Raw genomic sequence first — 24,899 nt, 5'->3', positions numbered from 1 at the left:
TGGCAAGCTAAACTTTTTCACCCAGTTTAAACAATACAGATTCGCCCGGCTGCATTTTGTGCCAGCTTTCATCATGTGTTAGCGGGCGGGTTGCAATGACAGTGACTATGTCATTTGGGGTGGTTTCTTGTTGAAAATCCACCACCATTTCGGCATCAATTAAGGTGGCTTTACCAAAAGGTGCACGTCGGGTAAGCCAATGTAAATTATTACTGCAATAGGCTAGCAAATAAACACCATCGGTGAGCAACATATTAAATACCCCTTTTTCCCGCAAGGTTTTGGCAAGTTTAGCTGCATAACGAAACACACTGGCCATGCTTGTCGGTTTGGTTGGGTATTTTTGGCGAATTTTATCCAGCAGCCAGCAAAAAGCGAGTTCACTGTCGGTATTACCAACCGGACGATAAAACTCGGGTTTTAAATCCTGATAATTAGAAAGCTGACCATTGTGGGCAAATGTGATTTCTTTGCCCCAGAGTTCACGGGTAAACGGATGAGTATTTTCCAAACAAACCCGTCCACGATTTCCCTGCCGGATATGACTGATCACCGAGACACTTTTTATTGGGTAGGCTTTAACTAATTTCGCAATTTCTGATTTACAACTCGGGAGTGGATCTTTAAATGTGCGACAGCCTTTGCCTTCGTAAAAGGTAATGCCCCAGCCATCTTTATGCGGGCCAGTATTGCCGCCTCGTTCAATTAAACCAGAAAAGCTAAAACAAATATCGGTTGGCACATTGGCCGACATCCCCAATAATTCACACATTTATTATTACTCTTAATCAATCACTCGGATATTTTTAATTATCAGCCAAATAAAGGCAAGCCTTTAGCCTGCCAAACTAAGGGAGCCGATATTATTGCTGGTTTATTGAACTAAAATCACAAAAGTTAACCAGCTTTGGTAAAAATGCGATACAAAGCAATTGAATTTATTTTCAACTGGTTATAATTTAGTGTGACCCCAAATTTTTGCTTGGGATAAGCCCACCACAACAAGGAGCATTTTATGAATCAGCTAGTTAAAACATGCCGGCAGTATTTATCTTATATCAGCTTTGCGAGTATTTTATTATGCTCATCTGCTTATGCGGCAGACGCTGTTTTTAAGCAGGATGATATACAATTTAGTGCTATATCTCATGCAACGTTTGTTGCTCAAATTAAAAACCTGACCATTTATATTGATCCGGTTGGGAAAAAATCAGACTTTGAAAAATTCCCTAAACCCGATTTAATTTTAATCACCGATATTCATTATGATCATTTAAAGCCAGAGTTAGTTAAATCACTCGCAGGTAAAAAAACGCAAATCGTTGCCCCTAAAGCAGTTGCTGAAAAGTTAACTGGCTTAGATGTTACTGTGCTTAATAATAAAGAAAAAACTGATTTTAAATCACTGACCATTGAAGCTGTGGCTATGTATAACCTGACCGAAGATCGCCTTAAATATCATGAAAAAGGGCGTGGTAACGGTTATGTGATTCATACACAGGGTAAGCGAATTTATATTTCGGGTGATACAGAAGATGTTCCTGAAATGCGCGCACTTAAAAAAATTGATTATGCATTTATTTGCATGAACTTACCTTACACCATGACAGTTGAGCAAGCGGCTGATGCTGTGATTCAAATGAAGCCTAAAATGGTTTTTCCGTACCATTACCGTGGCACGGATGGGTTTAGTGATGTAGATAAATTTAAGCGATTAGTGACTGAAGGCTCTAAAGTGAAAGTTCAGTTATTGAAATGGTACTAATATCGTTTCTATAAATCTCTGAGTGGTTGAGATCACATTGTAAAGCGGGCTTTAGCCCGTTTTACACCTGCCGCTTTGAACGCCATAAATGGAGAACTCCAAATAATTAACCATTCAAAATTAAATGAAAACGGTAGCTAATTTTTTATCCAATTATTTCTTATCCAGAGCTGAAGTTAGCGATTAAAACATCAGTTTAGGGTTTGATATAAGTATTAAAAGTGCTTGAGCCTTCTTCTACTTCATCTGGGTTAAACCAGTTTAATTTACCAGCCAGTTTTACGACATCGCCAATAATTAATAGGGCAGGTGAGCCTACTTTATTTTGCTCTGCCAATTGTGGCAGGCCATTTAAATCAGTGATATGTACTTTTTGCTCCGGGGTTGTCCCTTTTTCTACAATGGCGACCGGCATATTTTTGTCCATACCATGATTAATTAGCTCAGTTTTAATTAAATCTGCGCGGGTTAATCCCATGTAAATGACTAAAGTTTGATAAGGGCGAACCAAAGCTTGCCAATCAGGATGATCGCCTTCTTTACTGTTTTGGCCGGTCACAAACACCACTTTACGTGCATAATCTCTATGCGTTAAAGGTATGCCAGCATAACTTGCACAACCCGCGGCTGCGGTAACTGCAGGAATCACTTGGAATGGAATTTGGTGCTGAACTAAAGTTTCGAGTTCTTCACCGCCTCTGCCAAATATAAACGGATCACCACCTTTTAAGCGGCATACTTTTTTACCGGCTTTGGCTAGCCTAACCAATAAGTCGTTGATCTCTTCTTGTTGCTTTAAATGGTAATTTTTTTGTTTACCAACACAGATAAAGTCAGCATCTTTACGTGCTAAATCTAAAGTTTTTTGTGAAATCAGGCGATCGTAAACAATAACATCGGCAAGCTGCATTTTTTGAAGTGCTTTGATGGTTAATAGTTCTTCATCCCCCGGGCCTGCACCAACTAACCAAACTTCGCCTTGCGCTGTTTCACCATTCATTAAGTCGGCCACTATTTGTTCTTTTTGTTCAGTTTTGAGTTGACGAAAACGACTGACAATTGAGCTTGAAAAAAAGTTTTCCCAAAACATACGGCGCTGTTCAATTGTTTTAAATTTTTGCTTTACCCGACTGCGTAACGAACCTGCATATTGAGCTATTTCTCCTAATGCTTGTGGTAAGCTAGATTCAATTGTTGCGCGAATTCGTCGAGCTAAAACCGGACTCATACCGGCAGATGAGATCGCAATTAAAATGGGTGAACGGTCAACAATGGATGGTGTGGTATAACGACAATAAGCTGGTGAGTCTACCGTGTTAATTAAAATTTTGTTGGCTTCACAATACTGATAAATCTCTGCATTTACGGTTTCATCATCTGTTGCAGCAACGACCAAACGCATGTCTTTTATCAAGTTTGAATCATAGTTTTTTTGAATTAAATTAATATTATGCTGCTGAACTAATTCCACCAATTCATCACATATTTTTGGCGCAATAATTGTTAACTCAGCCTGAGCTTTGATTAAGGCGCTGGCTTTTCTGTAGGCGACATCACCGCCACCAATTACAGCACAAGGAAAATTGGTTAAGTTTAAAAATATTGGAAATTGTTCCATTGGTGAACCCTTTTACAATCAAGCAGATAAGCGAAGTCAGTATATCAGAAATAATGATTTTGGTGGTTTGGTTTTTTATTTTGAGAATCGAGCTAAAGCTCGAATAGTAACCGAACGGGTGTTTTGTTTCGCACGACAGGTTTTTGTTCCCGACAGACCAAAGAAATTAATGGCTTTACAAATAAAAACGCCCGGGCTTGTGGCGCGGGCGTTTTTTAATTTTGGCTAAAAGGGCAGGTTAAATACCACTGCCACCTTCGTGCAGACCACACTCGCGTTTTAAACCAAAAAAGCGAGTTTCTTCTTCGGTCATACCCAGTTCAAGTGGGCGAGAGGTATGCCAGTCACCTACTGAAACATAACCCATATCCCAAAGTGGATGGTAAGGCAGGTTATGATCTTTTAAATAGTAATGGACGTCTTTGTTTGTCCAGTCAATAATTGGATAAAATTTATAACGTCCGGCACTAATTTGTAAAACCGGTAAGTTAGCGCGGCTGCTGGCTTGGTCGCGGCGCAAACCCGTGTACCAAACCTCAGTTTGCAACTCTTCAAGCGCACGTTTCATTGGTTCAACTTTGTTGATTTGATTGTATTTTTCAATACCTTCAATACCTTGTTCCCAAAGTTTGCCAAAACGTTGCTCTTGCCATGCGGCGCTAATGTTTGCCTGATACACTTTTAAATTTAGCTTCAGTCTTTCGGTTAACTGATCAATAAATTCATAAGTTTCAGGAAATAAATAACCGGTATCGGTTAATACGACCGGAATATCTTTTATTTCGCTGTTTACCAGATTTAACATTACCGCAGCTTGAATACCAAAGCTGGACGATAATATTTGATTGCCGGGCAAATGCTTAGCAGCCCATTGAACACGCTGTTGCGCATTCAATGTTTCAAGCTCAGCATTTACCTTAGCTAAAATTTCGTCTTGCTCTGATTTATCTGCTGTTAATAAGGCTCGATAATCAATATCAGGCATGAAACTCTCGACCGTCATAAACTGCTTTAACCGCACCAATGCGCACAACAAAGTCACCAAATCGTTCGTTAGATTCGCGCTCTTTGCTGTAGCGACCTAGTAAGCCGTCAAGCTCTGTTAAAATTTCTTCTTCACCAATGTTTTCTTTATACATTTGGTTTAAGCGTGTGCCTTTACCATCTGCACCAAGATACATGTTGTATTTACCCGGACCTTTACCAACAAAGCCGATTTCAGCTAGGAAAGGACGGCCACAACCGTTTGGACAACCTGTCATACGGGTTACAATTTCTTGATCGCCCACATTATGTTTTTGTGCTAATACGTCAATTTTTTCAATTAAACGTGGCAAATAACGTTCTGACTCAGCCATCGCTAATGCACAAGTTGGTAGCGCAACACAGGCAATGCTGTTTAGCATAATAGGTGATAATACTTTACCTAATAAACCAAATTTACGAGCCATGCCTTCAATTTCAGCTTTGTCTGCTGGTGCAACATTAGCAATCATAATGTTTTGGTTGGCTGTCATGCGATATTCACCTTTGTGAACTTTCGCAATTTCACGTAAACCGGTTTTTACTGTGCGGCCTTCGTCATCAACAATACGGCCAGCTTCTAAAAACACAGTTAAATGCCAGTTGCCATTAATGTCTTCAACCCAACCAAAACGGTCCGCCTGACTGGTAAATTCGTACGGGCGAGCCGGTTCAAATTTAATGCCTGCGTGAACTTCGGTTGCAGCGCGAAACGCATCCACGCCCATATCATCAACAGTGTATTTAGTACGCGCACGTTTTCTGTCGTAGCGGTTACCATTATCACGTTGAGTTAACATAACTGCTTGAGCAAAGGCTAACGTATCTTCAACTTTACAGAAACCTAATACGCGAGTTAACTGAGGATATGTATTTACATCACCATGAGTTGAACCCATACCGCCACCAGCTGCAACGTTAAATCCAGCTAAACCGCCATTTTCGTCTTCAATTGCGATAAAGCTTAAATCGTTTGCGCTGATATCAACGTCGTTATACGGTGGTACAGCAACGGCGATTTTAAATTTACGTGGTAAATAAGTGCGGCCATAAACTGGCTCTTGCTCAACGTCTGCACCCACTTCAACTTTTTCTTCATCTAACCATAACTCGTAGTACGCGCGAGTTTTTGGTAATAAATGCTCAGAAATTTTAACTGACCATTCATGAACTTCTTTTTGAAGTTGTGTTTGAATCGGGTTAGTGGTTGCCATTACGTTACGGTTTACGTCACCACAAGCGGCAATTGAGTCTAACTTAACCTGATACAAACCTTTAATTAACGGCTTTAAATTACGCTTTAAAATACCGTGGTATTGGAACGTTTGACGCGTGGTTAAACGAATTGAGTTGTAATCTGTTAAGTCGTGTGCAATTTCGTCAATTGCTAACCATTGTTGCATATCAATTACCCCACCCGGAACACGGGCACGTAACATAAATGTATGCTTAGGTTCTAACTTTTGTTTTTTACGCTCGTTACGAATATCACGGTCATCCTGCATATAAAAACCGTGGAATTTTGTTAACTGCGTATCGTCATCAGCAACGGCACCTGTTACCTGATTCGCCAAACTTTCTTCAAGCGTACCGCGCAGATAGTTACTGTTAACTTTAATGTATTCGTTGGCTGCTAGTTTCTTTTCGCTCATTAGTAAACATCTCTCTGGTAGCGTTTGTTTTTACGTAGCTCATTTACATAAGCTTCTGCTTCTTCACGTGTTTTGCCGCCTTGCTTTTCAGCAATTGTTACTAGGGCTTCGTGAACGTCTTTGGCCATACGGCTGGCGTCACCACACACATAGAAATAAGCACCGTTTTCTAACCATTGCCATAAAGTTTCAGCTTGTTCTAACATTTTGTCTTGAACATAAACTTTTTCAGCCTGATCACGAGAGAAAGCTAAGTCGATTTTGTTTAATACGCCATCTTTTAAATAGCTTTGCCATTCAACCTGATATAAGAAATCTTCAGTGAAATTAGGGTTACCAAAGAATAACCAAGTATCGTTTTCGCGCTCGGCTGCATCAATTTCCTGAATAAATGCACGGAAAGGCGCAACACCTGTACCCGGACCAACCATAATGACTGGTGAATTATCTTCAGGTAAACGGAAGTGGCTATGCTCAACAAAAACATCAACTTCGCCGCCTTCTTCTAAACGTTCAGCTAAAAAGCCAGAAGCGCCACCAAAGTGTTCTTCACCAAATGCATCGTAACGAACAACACCTACAGTTAAATGAACTTCTTCGTCTACTTCAGCTTGCGATGAAGCGATAGAATAAAGCCGAGGTGTTAAACGACGTAAACAAGTCACAAACTGCTCAGCCGTTAATTTAGCTGCATGTTCACGGATAATGTCGATTAACTGACGACCATCAATGTACTGACGTAGTGCGTCTCTATCTTCAGTTAATTTAGTTAATGTTTCGTTAGCAGTTAATTCGGCAAATTTAGCAACAAAACCCGGATGACTTAATGTTAATTCGTAATGACGAATTAAAGCTTCTTTTAAGCTCACTTCATTTTCGTCAACTTTAATGCTGGCGTTAGCATCTAAGCCTAATTTGCTGATGATCTCATCAACCATTTTTTCATCGTTACGGAACCAAATACCTAAAGAGTCGCCCGGCTGATAAGTTAAGCCCGAACCTTCAAGTGAGATCTCAAAGTGACGAATATCTTTAGAAGAATCACGACCCGTAATTTTTTGGTTGGTTTCTAAAGTTGCCGTAAATGGGTTCTTTTTGTTGTAAGCGGATGCGCTTGCAGTTGGCACGCTTGCAGCAGACACTGAAACCTGTGCAGCACCTGTTTGCATTTCTTTTGCCATGGCAGCAACCGCGCGTTCAATCCACGCACTGGCGTCAGCTTCGTATTCAACGTCACAATCAACACGAGGTTCTATTGCTGTTGCACCTAATTTAGCTAAACGCTCATCAAAATCTTTACCTGTTTGGCAAAAGAATTCGTAAGACGAATCACCTAATGACAATACAGAATATTTCACGTCTGATAGTTTAGGGGCTTTTTTGCTCGCTAAAAACTCATGGAACTCAATTGCATCATCTGGTGGATCACCTTCACCTTGAGTACAACTGGTGATTAATAAATGGGTTTCAGACTTTAACTCTTTTGGTTTGTAGTCGGCCATTGAAATACAACGAACCTGTAAACCGGCGGCTTGGGCAGCAGCAGTTGCTTGCTGAGCAACGCCTTTTGCATTACCGGTTTGAGAACCAAATAATATTGTTAAAGTTTGTGCTGGCGCAGTGGCTGTTGAGCCAGCTACCGGTGCAACTGCACCAGCTGGGCTGCCTGCTTGCGACAAACCGTATAAATATCCGCTCACCCAAGCTAATTGGTTAGCAGACATTGATGCTGTAATCTGATTTAACTGGCTTAATTGCTCATTCGCCAGTGGGCTGGTAAGTTCTGTTTTTTGCGAAGACATAATCCCACATTATCCTAAACATATTTTCAGGTTGGGTATTTTATGGGGGATTACGCAAACTGGAAAGATTAAATCCTCATTTTTTATACTAATAAGGAATATTAATAACTAAATGGCATAAATATTTTTTATCTATACCATTTAGCTATAAGCTGAGTTCATCCTAACATAACTTTAAGTTATAGCTTTACTCATAGTTTTTGGCTAATTCAGCAACTAAATCCATTTCTTTAAATAATGCTTCAATTTGTTCATCTAAGTTAATATTGACGGATTTTTTAAGTTGCAGCTCAATATTGTTAGCTAAATAATTTAAATAGGGCACACCTGAATAACAGGTTGCACCATGAAACTTATGAATGGCAGCGAGTAATGCTTGGAAGTTATCAGTTGCTTGAATCTGCTGAATTTCTTTTTTAACGTCTACAAAGGTATCTACCAGCATGTGTAGCATTTCAACAGCAATATTATGCTGGTTTCCAGCCCTACTTAGTGCGAGTTCCCAGTCAATACCATGTTTGATGCTATTTTCTTTTATTGATATTTCTTCTACTTGATTAATTAATTTGCGCTTAGAGCTAGAAAATACCCATTTATTGACTAGTCTATTAAATTTTTTCATGTCGATGGGCTTAGCCAAATAGTCGTCCATACCACTTTTTAATAATTTTTCTCGTTCTTCTTTAAAAGCGTGTGCAGTAAACGCAATAATTGGGGTATCTTTATTTAATTGGCCAGAACGAATTTTTTGAGTAGTTTGAATACCATCCATTACAGGCATTTGAACGTCCATTAAAATAATATCAAACGAAGTTTTTTCAGCTTCTATACAAGCATTCTCTCCGCTACCACAGCAAGTCAACTGGACTTTCTGATCTTGTAATATAGCAGTAAGTAGTTTTAAGTTAGTTTCGTTATCATCCACTGCTAATATATTAATTGAGCTATTAGCAGTATCTGCCGTGATTTGATGTACAGGATTTGTTTGAGCATACCACTCAGCTTCTTGCTTTTGTAAACAAATCTGTTCCAATTTTTTATAGGTAAAGGGTTTTTCTATAACAGGCCAGTCGCCTAATAAGTTTTGTTGATTTTTGCCTAGGCAAGCATATAAAGGAAGACATAACACAATGCTGCAATTAACTTGTTGTTTAGCTGCAAATGCAGCTTGTAATGGCAATAATTCAAGAGATTCTTCATCATTTTCACTAGCGATAATAATTAAATCATAATCACTACTCTGATGTAGCTTAGCTTCCCATTGCTCAGTTGACTGGCAAATATCAGCCAAAATACCCAGTGGATGGAATAATCTGTGGTAGGCTCTGTGAGTAATTGTTTTACTATCTAGTACTAATACTTTTTCGATATGTTTAGGTTTTTCGATTCTATTTGGTTTAGAAGTGGTGATAGGTAGTTTTAAGCTAAAGGTAGAACCACGTCCCAGCTCACTTTTTAAACTTATAGTACCATTCATTTTTTGTACTAAACCATGTGTAATAGCAAGCCCTAAACCTGTACCACCATAGCGGCGTGTTGTACTGGCATCTGCCTGATGAAAAGCATTAAATAACTTGCTTTGCTTTTCTTTGCTGATACCAATACCACTATCTTCAATATCTATATTTAATTGATGCTGAGTTTCAGAGATTGAAGTAATAGATATTCTTAAAATAATATAGCCATCAGGCGTAAATTTTATCGCATTAGATAATAAATTAGTAATAATCTGTTTAAATCTGTGTTGATCGCCTATGGCTGCAATAGGCAAAATATCGGACTCTAGTGAAAACTCTAATCCTTTAGAAAAAGCTTCACGTGACATCAGCTTAATTACGTCTTCAATCATTTGATTTAAATTAAAAGCAGAATAATCCAGTTCAATTTTACCAGCCTCAATTTTTGAAAAATCCAGCACATCATTAACAATGGCAATTAAGTTATCTGCGGAAGCATTAATAGTTGTCACATAATCCTGATAAGGGTTAGGTAGTTTTGCTTTACTTAATTCTTTGGTAAAGCCAACAATCGCGTTGAGCGGCGTTCTAACTTCGTGACTCATGGTCGCTAAAAACTGAGACTTAATTTTACTGGCTTCGAGAGCTTCTTTACGAGCTATATCTAGTTCGGCATTTTTTTCTTCAACTAGAAGTAGGTTTTGCTGTAAGTCTTGGGTCGCTACTTCAATTTCAGATTCTAGCTTGGCTTGATGATGCTGAAGCTGCTCGGCCATCACATTTATACCGTCTTTTAAATCATTAAATTCATACTGTACTGGAATTTTGAGCCTGTATTTTAAATCTCCACTACCTATACGTTTTACAGCATCTACAAAGGCCTGAACAGGACGAACAATTCTATTAACTAAAGCCAGCATCAAAATAGCAGAAACTAACGCTGACAGGCCTATTAATAATGTTAAGGTAAAATTAGTTAAAAACCTTTGATATGAGTCGGTTGATAAATTAACAACCAATAATACTTGGCCAATTGGTTTTTGTAAGCTTTGACTAGTAGCCCACTGTGATGATTGACTAAAGCTATTATCAAAAGCATAAATAGGGGCGAGTAGAACCATATTACTGGAATCTTTATTAATTATACTGACACCATTTGTTGCGAACTCTCTAAATTTATAATCAATGTCTTGGTAATTTGATGCAGCAAATACTTCTGCAGCATCATCATAAATAATAATATTTTTAATCGACAAAGATGAAGTCGTGTGAATATCTCTAAGTTTATTTTGCAATCCCAACTTATTTAAACTAACCAAGTTAAATTCACTGGCATAAGCGATTGACTCTATAAGGGTTTTGGATTGTTCCTGAATTAATTCATTACGTTCTTTAGTGGTCATGTGTACAATAAATGTAGATATCCCTACCGTCATTAAAATACTCGGGATAATGGCATAGACAATCGCATTAAATAAAATACTGGGCTTAAACATATTATAATTGTTCTTGATTTTGTATTTACCGCCCGACTATAGCGTAAATCGGTGACTTTAAAAATGGCTGACGCAAAATCTTTGCCGGATTGGAGCAAAAATTGAATAAATATGTTTTAATATCCGCCCTTATATTTAGCATAACCAATAATAAATTTTAAAAGATTACTGCTCATACCTATGTTTATATTAAAACCTTTACCTGTGGCCTCGGGTATTTTGGTCGTAAGTTATTTATTTATGGCTAGAGTGGCTACTGCTGAAACGTTTCTGCAAGACGATTGGTTTAACCTTGAAAATAAACCCCTTATTACAGCTATTACCCCTACTCGAATACAAAAATCAGCTTTAGAACAACCTGTTGCAGTGACTGTATTAGACCGCGACTTTATTCAATCTACCGGTGCAAACGAGATTGCCGAACTATTAGCTTTTGTTCCTGGTATGGCCAGAGGATTTAGAGCTAATCGGGAACAAAGTTTAGCTTACCACGGGTTAAGCTCTGTTAATCCTAAAAGGATGCAGGTTTTAATTGATGGTATGTCTGTTTATGAAGCTGGTTTATCAAAAGTTGACTGGCGGCATATTCCACTTACGGTTGATCAAATAGAGCGCATCGAAATTACCCGTAGCCCAAGCGCAGCGGTTTATGGTGCCAATAGTTTTAGCGGCATTATTAATTTTATTAGCCGTAAAGTAAGCGAGCAGGATAAAGCCGTTATGAGTGCGTATCGTTCGACTGACGAAACGACAAAATTGGCTATGGCTATGAAATTTGAGCTCAAAGAGCATGTATTTTCAGTTCATTATCAATATCAGGCTGAACATGGGTTTAAAAACTATGATGACAACTCTCAGCAGCATAGAGTGAAGCTTCAGCATTATGTGACAGGTGAAAACTGGCAATCAAATACGCAAGTTTCTTATGTTGAAGATGACTTTGGCGGCGATCACCCAGATGAAGTTGATTTGTCTTCATCTGAAAGTCAGGATGTCTACATACAAAATCAGTCCAACTGGCAAATAAACAATAATCTAGAATTAAAACTTAACCAATATTATTATAAAAAGCATACTCAGGATAATTGGCAAGCGTGTTTTCATCCGAGCTTTTTATCAACGGAATTTGGATTGCTTTACCAAGAAGATCCGACATTAATTGCGGCTTTATTATCTGGCCAAATTAGTATTGAGCAAGTAACTCAACTATCACCAGTTGCCCAAGCTGCTATTATGAACTTTTTAAGTTATGGGGGCGTCCAGGCAACCTCAATTTGTGGAGCAAGTGAAAATTTTGTTGATCAAATCCGCAAACAAATTGAATTACAAGCCAGCTGGATTGCCAGTGACCAGCTAAAGTTAGTTGTTGGTGGTTACTGGCGACAGGATGAATTAAATTCTAATGTATATTTAAAGCCTGATAATTGGGAAAGTTTTGATTCTTTTGTTAGTTTTGCCAATATTGAATACAGAGCAACAGATAAATGGGTATTTGATTTGGCTGTGATGAATGAATCTCACGAAAAAAGCTCTGATAGCTTATCGCCTAGAGTGGCAGTGAATTATCAAGCTTGTGATAATTGTTCACTAAGGTTGAATTATTCCTATACTGAGCGCAAACCCGGTGAGTTTGAACAAAATGGACAGTTCCGATACTTTATAAAAGACATAGAAGCTAACCCTTATCAAATTGAGCAAGGCTATTATTTTTTATCTTCATCAGCTCAAAATCAACTTACATCAGAAAAAATGAAGGCAGTTGAATTAGGCTACCATTTTAATAGTTGGTCAACGGGTATAGATTTAGACGTAAACTTGTTCCATCAGCAAATGACTGATTTAATCAATCAAGGCATCAGGATTGAGGAATTCATTTACGAAAATGATCTCAATGTTGATTTGACGGGATTAGAAACAGAATTAAATTGGCAAATTAATCAGGCTAATTTTGTTAAATTTAATTGGACACAACTAAATTGGCAATTAAAACAAGCTAAATTAACGAATCAAGGGCTTTATAGTCCAGCTTCGAGTGTTGCTTTATTTTATTCGCATCAGGCTCAAAACTGGCAAACGGGATTAGGTGGTTTATATTCAGATGTTAAAGAAGCAGGAACGCTAACTCAGCTACAAGCCTATTTACGTAAGCCCGTTTCTTTATATAACCACAAGCTTATTTTAGGATTAAATACTTATTATCAGACAGGGCAGAGTAAAAAACGCTATCAGTTATCTGAATTTGAAAGCCGATGGCTAATATCCCTTAAAGCGGAGCTTATTTGGTAATGAAAAAAGCGCATAGGCTATGGAAGGCTTATTACCGACAATACTGCTTAGTTTTGTCGGTTGCGCTGTTTTTTGTGTGCAAACCATTATTTGCACAACCACAGATTTTATTAAATGACATTAGCAAGGTGATTGCTGATGAAAAAATACAGGCTAAACAACATCCTGATAAAAAAGAGATTGCTTTGTATTTTCCTGCTTATCAGTTCTCAAAGAGCATGTTTGAGTTTACTGAAATTATGTTACAACCAGAATATCCTCTTATCACGCTAACCCCTGAAACTGCTGACAATGTAATTGTGATTGTTGTTGGATTTGATCGAGCTTATCAATTTGTTGCTGAGAAACATATTAATCCGGCTATTATCATTGGCGTTTCTTCGCAAGAACAAAGTCGTCTAGATGAAATGAGATGTGCCCAATTTAAAAATTGTACAAAATGGTTATATTTAAATAGCCACGCATCCCCATCACGGATACTAGCTCTCAAAAATACGTTTTTCAAAAATAAAAAATTTTCATCTGCGGCAATTAACTGGCCATTGGTTAGTGTATGGCAAAATATAATGCCCGATATGTATTGGCAAATTAGTAATAAAGACGTTAAAGCATTTAAAGTTGTTGAAAAGGCTGTAAATAAAGCAGATGTGTTTGTATTGCCAGCGGATGAAAACTTAGTCAATAACACTTCGATTCGTACAATTTTACAATATTTGTATCGTAAACGGATTCCGGCAATTGGTTATTCAAATGCAACACACGTGGCTGGTAGTGTCGTCTCTAGTTTTGCAAATTATACACAAGCACTATTGAGTGCCAGACATTTTTTATCCATGCCTTTGCAAGACTGGCCTAGATCTGATTATGTTTGTTATCAGTCTTATCATTATAATCAGCGCTTAGCCCGCTCTATTGGGATTCATATCGAGCAGGCAAAATTAGACCTGCTTGCCGAATCGCTCAATAATCAGTGCTATAAAAGCTACCCGGCAAATTAACTGAGTGTTAAACCGTTTTAAGTTCAATTATTAGTTTTTTAATCTATTCAGCAGGGGTTATCTTGGGTATAATCCGCGCTCTAAAAATTCACGACAAAAATAGTAAGCAAAATACCTATGACAAATAAAACTGTATTGCATGCCAAACATTTAGAAGCTGGCGCTAAAATGGTTGATTTCCATGGTTGGGAAATGCCGATCCGTTATGGTTCTCAAATCGAGGAACATCAGGCGGTACGTACCTCTGCTGGTATGTTTGATGTATCGCACATGACAGTTGTTGATGTAAAAGGTGAACAGGCGCAGGCTTATTTACAATATTTATTAGCCAACGACGTGGCTAAATTAACCGAAAAAGGCAAAGCTTTATATTCGGCAATGTTAAATGAGCAAGGCGGCGTGATTGACGATTTAATTGTTTATTATTTTGCCTGTGATGATTATCGCTTAGTGGTTAACTCTGCAACCCGTGAAAAAGATTTAGCTTGGTTAAATCAAGTTGCCGCAGATTTTAAGGTAACTTTAACCGAGCGCGACGATTTAGCCATGATTGCGGTGCAAGGGCCAAAAGCGAAAGCGATTGCCGAATCATTATTTACCGCAGAGCAAAATGCGGCGATTGCTGGCATGAAATATTTTAATGGTGTTCAAGCTGGCGATTTATTTATTGCGACCACAGGTTATACCGGTGAAGCTGGATACGAAATTTTATTAGCCAATGAGAAAGCGGCTGATTTTTGGCAGCAATTGTTGGATAAAGGCGTTGAGCCTTGTGGTTTAGGTGCGCGTGATACTTTACGTTTAGAAGCCGGTATGAATCTTTATGGTCAGGATATGGACGAGCAAACCTCGCCACTGGCTGCAAATATGGGCTGGACAATTGCGTGGCAGCCAGAAGATCGCCAATTTATTGGTCGTGACGCATTAACTCAAGCCAAAGCTGAGCAAACCGAAAAAATGATTGGTTTGGTGATGGAAGAAAAAGGCGTATTACGCGCTGGTTGTAAAGTTCGCTGTGAAGCAGGCGAGGGCGTTATTACCAGCGGCACTTTTTCACCTACTTTAGGTTTTAGTATTGCATTTGCCCGTGTGCCACTTGAAATTGGTGACAGCGCAGAAGTTGAAATGCGTAAAAAGTGGGTTAAAGTAAAAGTGGTTAAACCTACATTTGTTCGCAATGGTCAATCTGTGCTGTAACACAGGTTATCCAAGTATAAATTTTTAAATGATTGATTGTTAAGGAACTCTAAGATGAGCAATATTCCTGCTGAATTAAGATTTACCTCTAGCCATGAGTGGGTTAGAAACGAAGGCAACGGCACAGTAACAGTTGGTATTAGTGACCACGCGCAAGACTTATTAGGTGATTTAGTTCATGTTGATTTACCGGATGTTGGCGACGGTTTTACCGCAGGCGACGAAATTGCGGTAGTAGAATCAGTAAAAGCGGCATCTGACGTATATTGCCCAGTAGCTGGTGAAGTCATTGAAGTAAACGAAGAATTAGAAGATTCACCTGAGCTTGTCAACACAGACCCTTATGGCGATGGCTGGTTATTTAAGCTGAAAATTGAAGATGAAGGCGAAGTTGAATCTTTATTAGATGCTGAAGGTTACGAACAATCTTTAGATGACGAATAAGTCGTTATTGAATTAGTTATTGCTAAACCTCGAATGTAATCGTTCGGGGTTTTTTATTTTATAAACTCGAATGCAAAGTGGTTTTTTTTTGCCCTACAGAAATATTAATACTGTAGGTCGGGCTTTGCCTGCTAGACGTTGATATTAGAGCAATGCAGGCGCAATTACCGATAGCCCAGCTTCTAAAAACTATTTTGCATTCGGGTTGATTAATACGCCCTTAAACACATTAGACCAATTTAATTAGGATACCTAGTTGATGAGTGAACAACTAACTTTATCTCAATTAGAACAAAGAGATGATTTTATCCAGCGCCACATTGGCCCTGACGAAGCTGAACAACAACACATGCTGGCGACTTTAGGTTTAACCTCGCTGGATGAGTTAATTACCCAAACCGTGCCAAAAAACATTTTGTTGGAACAAGCCATGCAAATTGGCGAGCCACAAACCGAAGTTGAAACGCTAGCTCAACTTAAAAAAATTGCCGGTCAAAACAAGGTTTTTAACTCGTATATTGGGATGGGGTATTACCCAAACCACACACCTAATGTGATTTTACGTAACGTACTAGAAAACCCAGGTTGGTATACTGCTTATACACCTTATCAACCGGAAATTGCCCAAGGCCGTTTAGAATCATTATTAAATTACCAGCAAATGGTGATTGACTTAACCGGCATGGAAATCGCCAATGCGTCATTATTAGATGAAGCAACTGCTGCCGCTGAAGCGATGGCAATGGCGAAACGCATGAGCAAAAATAAAAAGTCGAATTTGTATTTTATTGCTGATGATGTTCACCCTCAAACCATTAATGTTACCGCGACTCGCGCAGAATTATTTGGTTTTGAAGTGGTTGTTGCACCGGCAGATGACGTGATGAATCACGATGTTTTTGGCGCGTTATTTCAATACCCAAATACCACAGGTGGTGTTTACCCGTTAGCCGATTTAATTAAAGCGGTGAGCGATAAAAAAGGTATCACCGCGGTGGCAACTGATTTATTAGCATTAACTCAGTTAAAAACACCGGCAGAATTAGGTGCCGATATTGCTTTAGGCTGTGCCCAGCGTTTTGGTGTACCAATGGGATATGGTGGACCACACGCTGCATTTTTTGCAACTAAAGATAGTTTTAAACGCTCATTACCGGGGCGCATTATCGGGGTTTCAAAAGATACCCGAGGCAAACTGGCTCTGAGAATGGCACTACAAACGCGCGAGCAGCATATTCGCCGTGAAAAAGCCAACTCCAATATTTGTACCGCTCAGGTTTTATTAGCTAACATGGCTGCATTTTATGCCATTTATCATGGCCCTAAAGGGTTAGATACCATTGCAAAACGCACTCAAAGATTAGCGACTATGTTTGCGCTAGGCTTAAAAGCGAAAGGTATTACATTAGTGTCTGAAACCTTTTTTGATACAGTTTGTTTTAATACCGAGCATAAAGCAGAGATTATTAGCGCAGCGCAAGCGGCTGAAATTAATTTACGTAGCGATTTAAACAACCAAATTTCAGTTAGTTTTGATGAAACCAAAACACAAGCGGATTTAGCTCAGCTTTTTGCGATTATTTTAGGCGAAAACAATGGGTTAGATTTAAGCGAGCTAGACACACAAGCTGCTCAAGTTAATTCTATTCCGCAGGATCTACAACGCGAATCTGATTATTTAAATCATCCGGTATTTAATACACATCACTCAGAAACCGAAATGTTGCGCTATATTAAATCTTTAGAAAATAAAGATTTAGCCTTAAATCACTCAATGATTTCATTAGGCTCATGCACAATGAAATTAAATGCAACAGCTGAAATGATTCCGGTAAGTTGGCCTGAGTTTGCTAATTTACATCCATTTGCTCCGGTTGAGCAGGCGCAAGGCTACAAACAAATGATTACCCAGCTTGAAAACTGGTTACTGCAAGCTACAGGCTATGATGCCATGTGTATGCAGCCAAACTCAGGTGCTCAGGGTGAATATGCCGGTTTATTAGCGATTCGTAAATATCATGAAAGCCGTGGTGATTCGCACCGAAATATTTGTTTAATTCCAAGTTCTGCACATGGTACTAACCCCGCATCGGCACAAATGGCAAGCATGAAAGTTGTTGTGGTTGCTTGTGACGATAAAGGTAATATCGATATGCAGGACTTAAAACAAAAAGCCGCAGAAGTCGCTGAAAACTTATCCTGTATTATGATCACATACCCGTCTACCCACGGGGTTTATGAACAAACTATTCGTGAAATTTGCGATATTGTTCATCAGCATGGTGGTCAGGTATACATGGATGGCGCAAATATGAATGCGCAAGTTGGCGTGACTTCACCCGGTTTTATTGGCTCTGACGTATCACACTTAAACTTACATAAAACTTTTTGTATTCCACACGGTGGTGGTGGCCCAGGTATGGGACCAATTGGCGTAAAAGCGCATTTAGCTCCGTTTTTACCGGATCACCCAGTTGTAAATGTAATAAAAGAAAACGCAAGCAATGGTGCAGTTTCGGCAGCACCTTGGGGAAGCGCCAGTATTTTACCTATTTCATGGGTTTACATTGCATTAATGGGCGGTAAAGGCTTACGCAAAGCGACCGAAGTGGCCATTTTAAATGCAAACTATATTGCGACAAAATTGTCTGAGCATTACCCAATTTTATACCGCGGTCAAAATGGCCGAGTTGCACACGAATGTATTATTGATTTGCGCCCGCTAAAAGCCGCTTCTGGCATTAGCGAAATGGACGTAGCAAAACGCTTAATGGACTATGGTTTTCACGCACCAACAATGTCATTCCCAGTTGCCGGTACATTAATGGTTGAGCCAACCGAATCAGAGCCTTTATGTGAAGTCGACCGTTTTATCGATGCGATGATCTCTATTCGTGAAGAAATTGAACAGGTTGAAAAAGGCGTATGGGCACTAGACAATAACCCATTAGTTTATGCACCGCATACTATGGCTGATTTAGTGGATGAAAACTGGAACCGCGCATACAGCCGTGAATTAGCTGTATTCCCAAGCCCAGCTGCAGCTGCCAATAAATTCTGGCCAACGGTAAACCGAATTGATGATGTATTTGGTGACCGTAATTTAATATGCAGCTGTCCGAGTGTGGAAAGCTATATAGACTAATTATTATAGTGATAACAACAATGGAAGTTGGAAACCTCGTAATCGAAGTTGGAAACTGAAATTGAAGTTGGAAACTAACTAAGTATAGAAGGCGAACCAGAAATGGTTCGCCTTTTACTTGTTCCTTAGATTTACTCTTTCTCTTGATTGAAGGCCTGATGAACCCCAACACGAGATAAAATCGCTGAATTTGAAAAAGAGAATGCTAGTTTTTCAGGACTGTCATAACCCAAACGGATTGCTGTACTCAGTGCTTCAACTACTTCGGAAGATAGACTCTCTTGGTTGTCGTACGGACTTATTTCAGTAACAATACGTGTCACCAAACCCATAATAAAAGAAAGGCCTCTTGGTAAAACTGTTCCGACCAACTCTCTAGCTCGTGGACAGGCTTTTGCGGTTGCATTATCTGAATCTGGATTGCCCCCCAAAGCAATCTCTACGTCTCTTAGTGGAAAGCCACTTAGCCACGCACATACCCCCGGAGATAGGGCATCTAGAACGTCATCAGAGAGTTCTCCATTTTTATTTCGTCCAGTTGCCCCGAGAATTGACATTTTTACATCAAAGAGTAACAGTTCTTTAGCTTCTGGATCAGTCTTAAACCAATTGAATAGCCAAATAGACCACTCATTAATTGACGTTGGTAAAGCTCCAATATTTTTAGTAATCGCAGACCTCAAACGTGAAAGTACAAGTGGTGGCAATCCACTTTGTGAAGCTAGAATTGAAAGAGACTGATCAATTTCATCGCCGTCTTTAAGTTTCACAAGATTTTCCAACTCAACTAGTTGGGAGTTGAATCTCTGCTCTTCATTATTTGCCCTAGATCTGAATGCAGCAAAAGAAGATTTAAGGTTAAACAGTGATCTTTCATTGTTTTCAGTATCATTCAGGGTTGCGAGGCGATTAACTAGGTACATCACTTCACGATTAACCGTATTGCCATCGGAAATTTCATCTAAAACTCTAGATATTGGGTCTGAAATTTCTACACATCTGTCATCCTCTGGAATTATTGATTGTAATTTACTTACTACATTCTGATTTAAACTCTGGTTTTCGGGAAAAGTCAGAATAGGCTCTGGTACGAGCAATACAATTCCATTTGCCAGATGTCCGGCTCTACCTGCTCGCGCAGCAGCATTCAATAATTCATGTGCCTCCAAAAGTTGACGACCATCATTTTCAGCACGCTTATCACCTGCCAAAATTGCCATTTGTGCGGGGAGGTTAAGACCTTGAGCTAACGTTGGGGTAGCAACGATAACCATTGCCCCATCTGCACGTTTATACATACGTTCAGACAGATCTCTTTCAATCCGAAGCATGGATGCATTATGTGGGACTGCGGCGCTTCCTTTTGTAAGCAATGAGTGCTCCAGCCCCCCAAGCTCTAGCTCTAATGCATCCCATCTACGATTTTCATCTTCAGTAGGAGCAATGTTTCCACCAAGCTCAACAGAGATACTTTTTGCAGTAGATATGGCATGAGATTTTTGATTAACAAATACAATCGTTTTAAGTCTATTAATAGCACTGGTTACGGCTAATTTTGAGGCTACACTATTTACGTTTGGAGAAATGGATAAATAATTGGGGTAGAGTTTTCCACTAAGTAAAACTTTATCCTGTGTTAGCTTTGTGAAAGTACAGATTGCGTTTTGGTTTTCTAAATCCAACCAATTGTGCTGCAAGCCCCAAATGGCATACGGATTTATAACCAACTCTCTAGCAGAAGCGGCTCTTAAATTTGCCGCGCGTCTCCCTGCTTGCTTATCAAGATTCGCTTGCACATTATTTGCCATTTCTTTTATGGATTGAACATCCTTTTCTGAGTAAATTACAACTCCGCGAGCCTGCCTGCTTGGCTTCCATAACAGATCAATACTGATGCAACCTCTACCGGTCAATTGGTTAATCCATTTCGCAAACTCTTCCCCGTTTTGTACCATTGCAGAGAGAAAAAGAGTGTCCGCTTCTGGGGCAATTCTATTAAATGCAAGAAGGCAAAGCATACTATCTAGCGACCTACGTATCTTTCCTGATTGTGGGCTGAGCAAATGACATTCATCAAATACCAATAAGCCAACATCGGCAAAGGATTCGGGGGAGAAGGAAAGCATTGCTAAACATCTTTCAGGTGTCATTACCTCAATTTCCGGAAGAACTGCACCAACTTGGAATAGAAGATCAAAATCACTTGATACAGTAGAACCCAAAATATCTTGAGGGAACATCTCTTGTAGGTCGACAGTAAGTTGTTCAACAAGTGCGTGAGTTGGTGCAAGAAAAATTACTTTTTTCCCCTGCGATAAAGCACTAGCGATTTTTATTGAGGAAATAGTAGTTTTTCCGGCTCCTGTTGGCAAAACTATTACAGCAGACGTTCCGTTGTGGTGGAAACCTTCTGAGAGAGCTTTTTTGTGATTAGGCCAAATGAAAGGGAATTTTTTTGCTCGGAACGCTATCCAATTATTCCAAAATTCAATATCAGAGCCCTGGGGTGGTTCTAGTCTCGTTAGCGCAGATTCATATATACCGTCATACGTTGCAATGAGTAATGACGCAAGATGAGCAATTCCGGGAAACGTTACTTCTACTCCACAAGCCAGAGCATCTTTACTGATTGAACTAGCTAGTGATTTCGCATGTTCAAACATCACTTTGGGAGACTGGATTTGGCCATCGCCAATACCAATTCTTAAGATCAACTTTGATAGTTTTTCTATCCCAAAAACTAAGGATTGAACCAATGCGATAAAGGCAGAGAATTCAATATTACCTCCCTGCTCAACAACAAATCCTTCTCTTTCGTTTCCTCTATTAACTATATCTATTAGCCGACCTTTAGCTAAATCTACAATATGTCTAACTAACTCAGTAACAAGGTAATGTTGCCCCTCCCTTTCAATTTTTACCTTAGATGCTGCTTCAAGGGCATCTGCATATTGTTCAGCCGCAAGAAATAGGAGAACAGCCGCAATTTCAGGTGCTAAACGATCCCTGCTGACATTTTCCCTTTCAGCGATTCCTTCTTCTAGTAATTCCTCTCTCCTTGCTATCAACTGCTGGGCACTCGCTGCAACAAATGCAGAAGATCGTCTAATAGATGGATCTTGGTTGATAGACACTACTAGCTCATAGGTGTCCGCGATACGATCTAATGTCCAATCACCATCCTGGTTTGGGTGTTCTTCTCCACCAAGTCGCATAGACACAATCCGTGCATAGTGGCTAGTTAACATTTGTGGCAGGTCATTAGGGGCTAAATCAGGAAATTCGGGAGCAGCTCGAAGGAGTGAAGCTGTTTCTGGGTCAAACATTAATCTTGCTCCACATCTAATTGTTCTATGTAATCAATGATTTTCGTTGCCAACGCATCAAACCAATCTCTTAATTTTCTATCTACAATGAGGCTGGCACCAATCCTTTGCTCCTTTTTTATATCTTTTATTTTGTTATATCCTTTAAACAATGCCTTCTGGGCTTCCTCAGTATCGAAATCCTTGGTTAAGGCAAAACCTGCTCGATACTGCCTGCTTGAGTTATCAATAACTTTTCGAACCATAGACATGGCCTGAACATTACTAACCCCACTTAACTGGATAAGGCTTGCAGCGGCAGCAATCAGCTCTGCATTTCTTGTGTTTCCATGCCGGTCTAAGAACCCAGGTATTACTTTCTGCGTAAATGTATCTCGCGGGTTGTCTGTACACTTATCTTCAAAAATGGTGGATTTTAGTATTTCACTACCATCTTCATTAAGCTCTATCATTATCCCGTCTAATCCTTGAGATGTAGAACTCGTGTGCGGGTCTTTAAGAAAACATTTGTCACCGGATACCTGTTTGGCAGCTATCCAAGAAATAATTTCAAATATCAAGCCATCCCTCTGAATTCTCGGATAGCCAGTGCGCGGATTTTGTTTCCCCTCTTGAACTGTAAATTTTATTTTTGCTTCATTTTTAAGCTCATGGTCAGTAAATGCAGGTGCTGCTGGCAGAAGCTCATCAATAATATGGGCTGCTTGTGCTGCTTGTCCCATAACGACTATAGCGATAAGGCGAGCTAACTGCTCTTCATTTTCTACTTTCCATTTTGACCCTATACAATCATCATCAATCGGAAAGTCTGTAATATTTAGAGCTACGAGATTTTCTTCAAGCGCCATTAGTACTTTCCTTATAACTTTCTAATATCATTTGCTTTAATTATTCCTTGAAAAGCTAGTGAGGCTAAAATTTACTTCACTCATAGGTGGCATGGAAGCGTGTGGTCTTTTGATAACCAAGTCATGTTATCTTATTTCTCAACCAATTCTGTGAATTGCTAATTTCAAATGCCCTGGCTCCATACCCTGTGGATAGAATACTTTCCGGTAAGAACTCATCGAACTTCTCGATACGTTTTTCCTGTACTTGTTGTGCTAGTTCTGTTTCTGTTGGGAGTTCCGTTGAAGCAAGTTTGAGCAATATCGAGCGAACGCTTTCTAATGACGCTTTTTCTACTTCTATGACTCCTGCATATGCGCCAGCTTCAAACCCATGTTGGATTAGCAAGGCGACAATTGTATTTACCACTTTGTCGCCAAGCCATGGGAATATATAAGTAGTATTGCCAACCTGGAGCAGTGGTTCTCTAGAGAGCTTTGCATCTTCGAAATATCGTACGCTTTCACCAAACAGTTCTCGTGCAGCTGAATCAGCGAAGTCGACTTTCTGATCCCCCACAGAAATTCTGTAGTCACCGTCTTTTAATATTTGGAACATCTCTTGCCGGACAACATCATGTATGTTCAAGCCAGCACCACCAAATTTAGGCGGCTTGCCACCTTTTGCATGCTCCACATAAATGACTTTCTTTTCGCTATCTATGTCGTTTACTTTCCAACGTTTTCCACCGAAAACAATATGCTGACCTTCCAATACCAATGAATCTACAGGCAGCGTTCCGAGTGATTTTGTTCCACATACAATCCGAAACTCTTCAGGCGTTTTGAAAACAGCATAGAACGAGTAATGGCTTGTCAGCTTTTCTCCCAAAAGGCCAAGAACCAATTCACCACTTCCTAACTGAGTTATGAGTTCTGTTTTGCCCATGTGGACAAGTAGTGCTTTAAAGTTTTCAACATTAACGTTTTGAAAAGGGCCATCTTTACAGAGCAAACTAAATAATTGCTCGGCTCTAATTCCTCCCCATTGTGCAGTAACCGCAAGTACTTGGTGAAGGAGTGTTGAGAAGTGGTAAAGTGATGTATCAGCTGGTTCATACCATTTACTGCCGATAAGAAGTCTGATCATGGCCAGAGATTGAATAAGCTCCAATCTCAGCTTGTCGATGACGCTAGAGTCTTTTGTCAATTCAGCTTCAGCGATTAGCATTCGCAATATTGAGGCTCCACCGCGTCTTCCTGAGCGTCCCATTCTTTGACGTAAACTTGAAATAGAGTGGGGGGCTGTTACTTGAATTACGGAGTTTACCTTGCCGATATCAATGCCTAGTTCAAGAGTCATTGTGCAAATCGCTGTGGTAGGATAATGCTCCTGTTGCAATCGCTTTTCTAAGCTTTCTCGAAGATCTTTAGATAGCGAACCATGGTGAGGAAAAAATTCATTCGGTACAATTTTCTCTTCACAGAAGTCAGATAATGTAGCCGCAATGCTTTCTGTACGGCTTCTGTAACGGTCAACTAAAATTGGAGACATGTTCAGGCACTTTTTAGTAATTTCTGCTCATATTGAACAGGTGAAATATTTCCCAGTTTATAGTGCTTACGTTTTTGATTATAAAACGGCTCTATGTAATCAATAATATCAGCTATTGCCTGATGGCGAGTTAAATAACGTCGGTAGTTAACACGTTCGGACTTTAAGCTTCTAAAGAACCGCTCGGTTACTGCATTGTCTAAACAATTTCCAGCACGACTCATGCTCGATTCTACACCATGCTCAACCAATGTTTTTTGAAAGCTCTCACTGGTATATTGGCAACCTTGGTCTGAATGGAATATGAC

The 24,899-nt window shown here is 39.5% G+C and carries 16 protein-coding genes; 6 read left to right on the top strand and 10 right to left on the bottom strand.

Going from position 1 to position 24,899, the window contains the following annotated elements:
• Nucleotides 1-7: 7 nt before the first annotated feature.
• A complete protein-coding gene (locus N7931_RS15970; RefSeq protein ID WP_262795353.1) occupies nucleotides 8-772 on the bottom strand; it encodes a class II glutamine amidotransferase in 765 nt (254 codons plus the stop codon).
• Between the two features lie 243 nt (nucleotides 773-1,015).
• Between N7931_RS15970 and N7931_RS15965 the strand changes: the two genes are divergently transcribed.
• Nucleotides 1,016-1,765, top strand: a complete 750-nt coding sequence (locus N7931_RS15965) for an MBL fold metallo-hydrolase (RefSeq protein ID WP_262795352.1) — start codon at nucleotides 1,016-1,018, stop codon at nucleotides 1,763-1,765.
• Nucleotides 1,766-1,961: 196 nt separating this feature from the next.
• Here the strand turns inward: N7931_RS15965 and cysG are convergent, their stop codons facing one another.
• From cysG to N7931_RS15940, 5 genes are all read right to left on the bottom strand, one after another.
• Nucleotides 1,962-3,383 (bottom strand): siroheme synthase CysG, encoded by a 1,422-nt coding sequence (cysG, locus tag N7931_RS15960; protein ID WP_262795351.1) that lies wholly within the window; start codon nucleotides 3,381-3,383, stop codon nucleotides 1,962-1,964.
• Nucleotides 3,384-3,621: 238 nt separating this feature from the next.
• Nucleotides 3,622-4,368 (bottom strand): phosphoadenylyl-sulfate reductase, encoded by a 747-nt coding sequence (locus N7931_RS15955; RefSeq protein WP_262795350.1) that lies wholly within the window; start codon nucleotides 4,366-4,368, stop codon nucleotides 3,622-3,624.
• Nucleotides 4,361-6,058 carry an assimilatory sulfite reductase (NADPH) hemoprotein subunit gene (gene cysI / locus N7931_RS15950; protein ID WP_262795349.1) on the bottom strand — a complete coding sequence of 566 codons (1,698 nt, stop codon included), beginning with the start codon at nucleotides 6,056-6,058 and terminating at the stop codon, nucleotides 4,361-4,363. Before cysI ends, N7931_RS15955 begins: the two co-directional genes overlap by 8 nt.
• The gene (locus N7931_RS15945) at nucleotides 6,058-7,860 is read right to left on the bottom strand and encodes an assimilatory sulfite reductase (NADPH) flavoprotein subunit (protein WP_262795348.1); all 1,803 of its coding nucleotides are present in this window, start codon (nucleotides 7,858-7,860) and stop codon (nucleotides 6,058-6,060) included. The genes cysI and N7931_RS15945 overlap by 1 nt, the downstream gene beginning before the upstream one ends.
• A 187-nt stretch (nucleotides 7,861-8,047) precedes the next feature.
• The gene (locus N7931_RS15940; RefSeq protein ID WP_262795347.1) at nucleotides 8,048-10,813 is read right to left on the bottom strand and encodes an ATP-binding protein; all 2,766 of its coding nucleotides are present in this window, start codon (nucleotides 10,811-10,813) and stop codon (nucleotides 8,048-8,050) included.
• A gap of 180 nt (nucleotides 10,814-10,993) precedes the next feature.
• Between N7931_RS15940 and N7931_RS15935 the strand changes: the two genes are divergently transcribed.
• The 5 genes from N7931_RS15935 to gcvP all read left to right on the top strand — a co-directional run bounded on the left by N7931_RS15935 (nucleotide 10,994) and on the right by gcvP (nucleotide 18,883).
• Nucleotides 10,994-13,099 carry a TonB-dependent receptor plug domain-containing protein gene (locus tag N7931_RS15935; protein ID WP_262795346.1) on the top strand — a complete coding sequence of 702 codons (2,106 nt, stop codon included), beginning with the start codon at nucleotides 10,994-10,996 and terminating at the stop codon, nucleotides 13,097-13,099.
• Nucleotides 13,099-14,097 carry a hypothetical protein gene (locus N7931_RS15930; RefSeq protein WP_262795345.1) on the top strand — a complete coding sequence of 333 codons (999 nt, stop codon included), beginning with the start codon at nucleotides 13,099-13,101 and terminating at the stop codon, nucleotides 14,095-14,097. The genes N7931_RS15935 and N7931_RS15930 overlap by 1 nt, the downstream gene beginning before the upstream one ends.
• Before the next feature lie 117 nt (nucleotides 14,098-14,214).
• Nucleotides 14,215-15,294 carry a glycine cleavage system aminomethyltransferase GcvT gene (gcvT, locus tag N7931_RS15925; protein WP_262795344.1) on the top strand — a complete coding sequence of 360 codons (1,080 nt, stop codon included), beginning with the start codon at nucleotides 14,215-14,217 and terminating at the stop codon, nucleotides 15,292-15,294.
• Nucleotides 15,295-15,348: 54 nt separating this feature from the next.
• Nucleotides 15,349-15,738 (top strand): glycine cleavage system protein GcvH, encoded by a 390-nt coding sequence (gene gcvH, locus N7931_RS15920; RefSeq protein ID WP_262795343.1) that lies wholly within the window; start codon nucleotides 15,349-15,351, stop codon nucleotides 15,736-15,738.
• Between the two features lie 259 nt (nucleotides 15,739-15,997).
• Entirely contained in the window at nucleotides 15,998-18,883 is a 2,886-nt protein-coding gene (gcvP, locus tag N7931_RS15915; RefSeq protein WP_262795342.1) for an aminomethyl-transferring glycine dehydrogenase, read from the top strand.
• Between the two features lie 131 nt (nucleotides 18,884-19,014).
• Here gcvP and N7931_RS15910 read toward each other — a convergent pair whose 3' ends face one another.
• The 4 genes from N7931_RS15910 to N7931_RS15895 form a co-directional block, all read right to left on the bottom strand.
• Nucleotides 19,015-22,098, bottom strand: a complete 3,084-nt coding sequence (locus N7931_RS15910; RefSeq protein WP_262795341.1) for a DEAD/DEAH box helicase — start codon at nucleotides 22,096-22,098, stop codon at nucleotides 19,015-19,017.
• A 110-nt stretch (nucleotides 22,099-22,208) separates the two neighbouring features.
• The gene (locus N7931_RS15905) at nucleotides 22,209-23,057 is read right to left on the bottom strand and encodes a hypothetical protein (RefSeq protein WP_262795340.1); all 849 of its coding nucleotides are present in this window, start codon (nucleotides 23,055-23,057) and stop codon (nucleotides 22,209-22,211) included.
• Nucleotides 23,058-23,178: 121 nt separating this feature from the next.
• Entirely contained in the window at nucleotides 23,179-24,591 is a 1,413-nt protein-coding gene (locus N7931_RS15900; protein WP_262795339.1) for a helicase-related protein, read from the bottom strand.
• Nucleotides 24,592-24,593: 2 nt separating this feature from the next.
• On the bottom strand, nucleotides 24,594-24,899 hold a 306-nt coding region (locus N7931_RS15895; protein ID WP_262795338.1), incomplete at its 5' end, for an IS3 family transposase.

It is taken from the genome of Catenovulum sp. 2E275 (genome assembly GCF_025515275.1).
Taxonomy (GTDB): Bacteria; Pseudomonadota; Gammaproteobacteria; order Enterobacterales; family Alteromonadaceae; genus Catenovulum.
Note: the sequence above shows the minus strand (reverse complement) of the source record. Positions and strands in the feature narration are given on the sequence as shown.

Bases quoted from the DNA above. Each gene is read 5' to 3' on its own strand.
- N7931_RS15970 (WP_262795353.1), bottom strand. From the start codon at position 772: ATGTGTGAATTATTGGGGATGTCGGCCAATGTGCCAACCGATATTTGT.
- N7931_RS15965 (WP_262795352.1), top strand. From the start codon at position 1,016: ATGAATCAGCTAGTTAAAACATGCCGGCAGTATTTATCTTATATCAGC.
- cysG (WP_262795351.1), bottom strand. From the start codon at position 3,383: ATGGAACAATTTCCAATATTTTTAAACTTAACCAATTTTCCTTGTGCT.
- N7931_RS15955 (WP_262795350.1), bottom strand. From the start codon at position 4,368: ATGCCTGATATTGATTATCGAGCCTTATTAACAGCAGATAAATCAGAG.
- cysI (WP_262795349.1), bottom strand. From the start codon at position 6,058: ATGAGCGAAAAGAAACTAGCAGCCAACGAATACATTAAAGTTAACAGT.
- N7931_RS15945 (WP_262795348.1), bottom strand. From the start codon at position 7,860: ATGTCTTCGCAAAAAACAGAACTTACCAGCCCACTGGCGAATGAGCAA.
- N7931_RS15940 (WP_262795347.1), bottom strand. From the start codon at position 10,813: ATGTTTAAGCCCAGTATTTTATTTAATGCGATTGTCTATGCCATTATC.
- N7931_RS15935 (WP_262795346.1), top strand. From the start codon at position 10,994: ATGTTTATATTAAAACCTTTACCTGTGGCCTCGGGTATTTTGGTCGTA.
- N7931_RS15930 (WP_262795345.1), top strand. From the start codon at position 13,099: ATGAAAAAAGCGCATAGGCTATGGAAGGCTTATTACCGACAATACTGC.
- gcvT (WP_262795344.1), top strand. From the start codon at position 14,215: ATGACAAATAAAACTGTATTGCATGCCAAACATTTAGAAGCTGGCGCT.
- gcvH (WP_262795343.1), top strand. From the start codon at position 15,349: ATGAGCAATATTCCTGCTGAATTAAGATTTACCTCTAGCCATGAGTGG.
- gcvP (WP_262795342.1), top strand. From the start codon at position 15,998: ATGAGTGAACAACTAACTTTATCTCAATTAGAACAAAGAGATGATTTT.
- N7931_RS15910 (WP_262795341.1), bottom strand. From the start codon at position 22,098: ATGCGACTTGGTGGAGAAGAACACCCAAACCAGGATGGTGATTGGACA.
- N7931_RS15905 (WP_262795340.1), bottom strand. From the start codon at position 23,057: ATGGCGCTTGAAGAAAATCTCGTAGCTCTAAATATTACAGACTTTCCG.
- N7931_RS15900 (WP_262795339.1), bottom strand. From the start codon at position 24,591: ATGTCTCCAATTTTAGTTGACCGTTACAGAAGCCGTACAGAAAGCATT.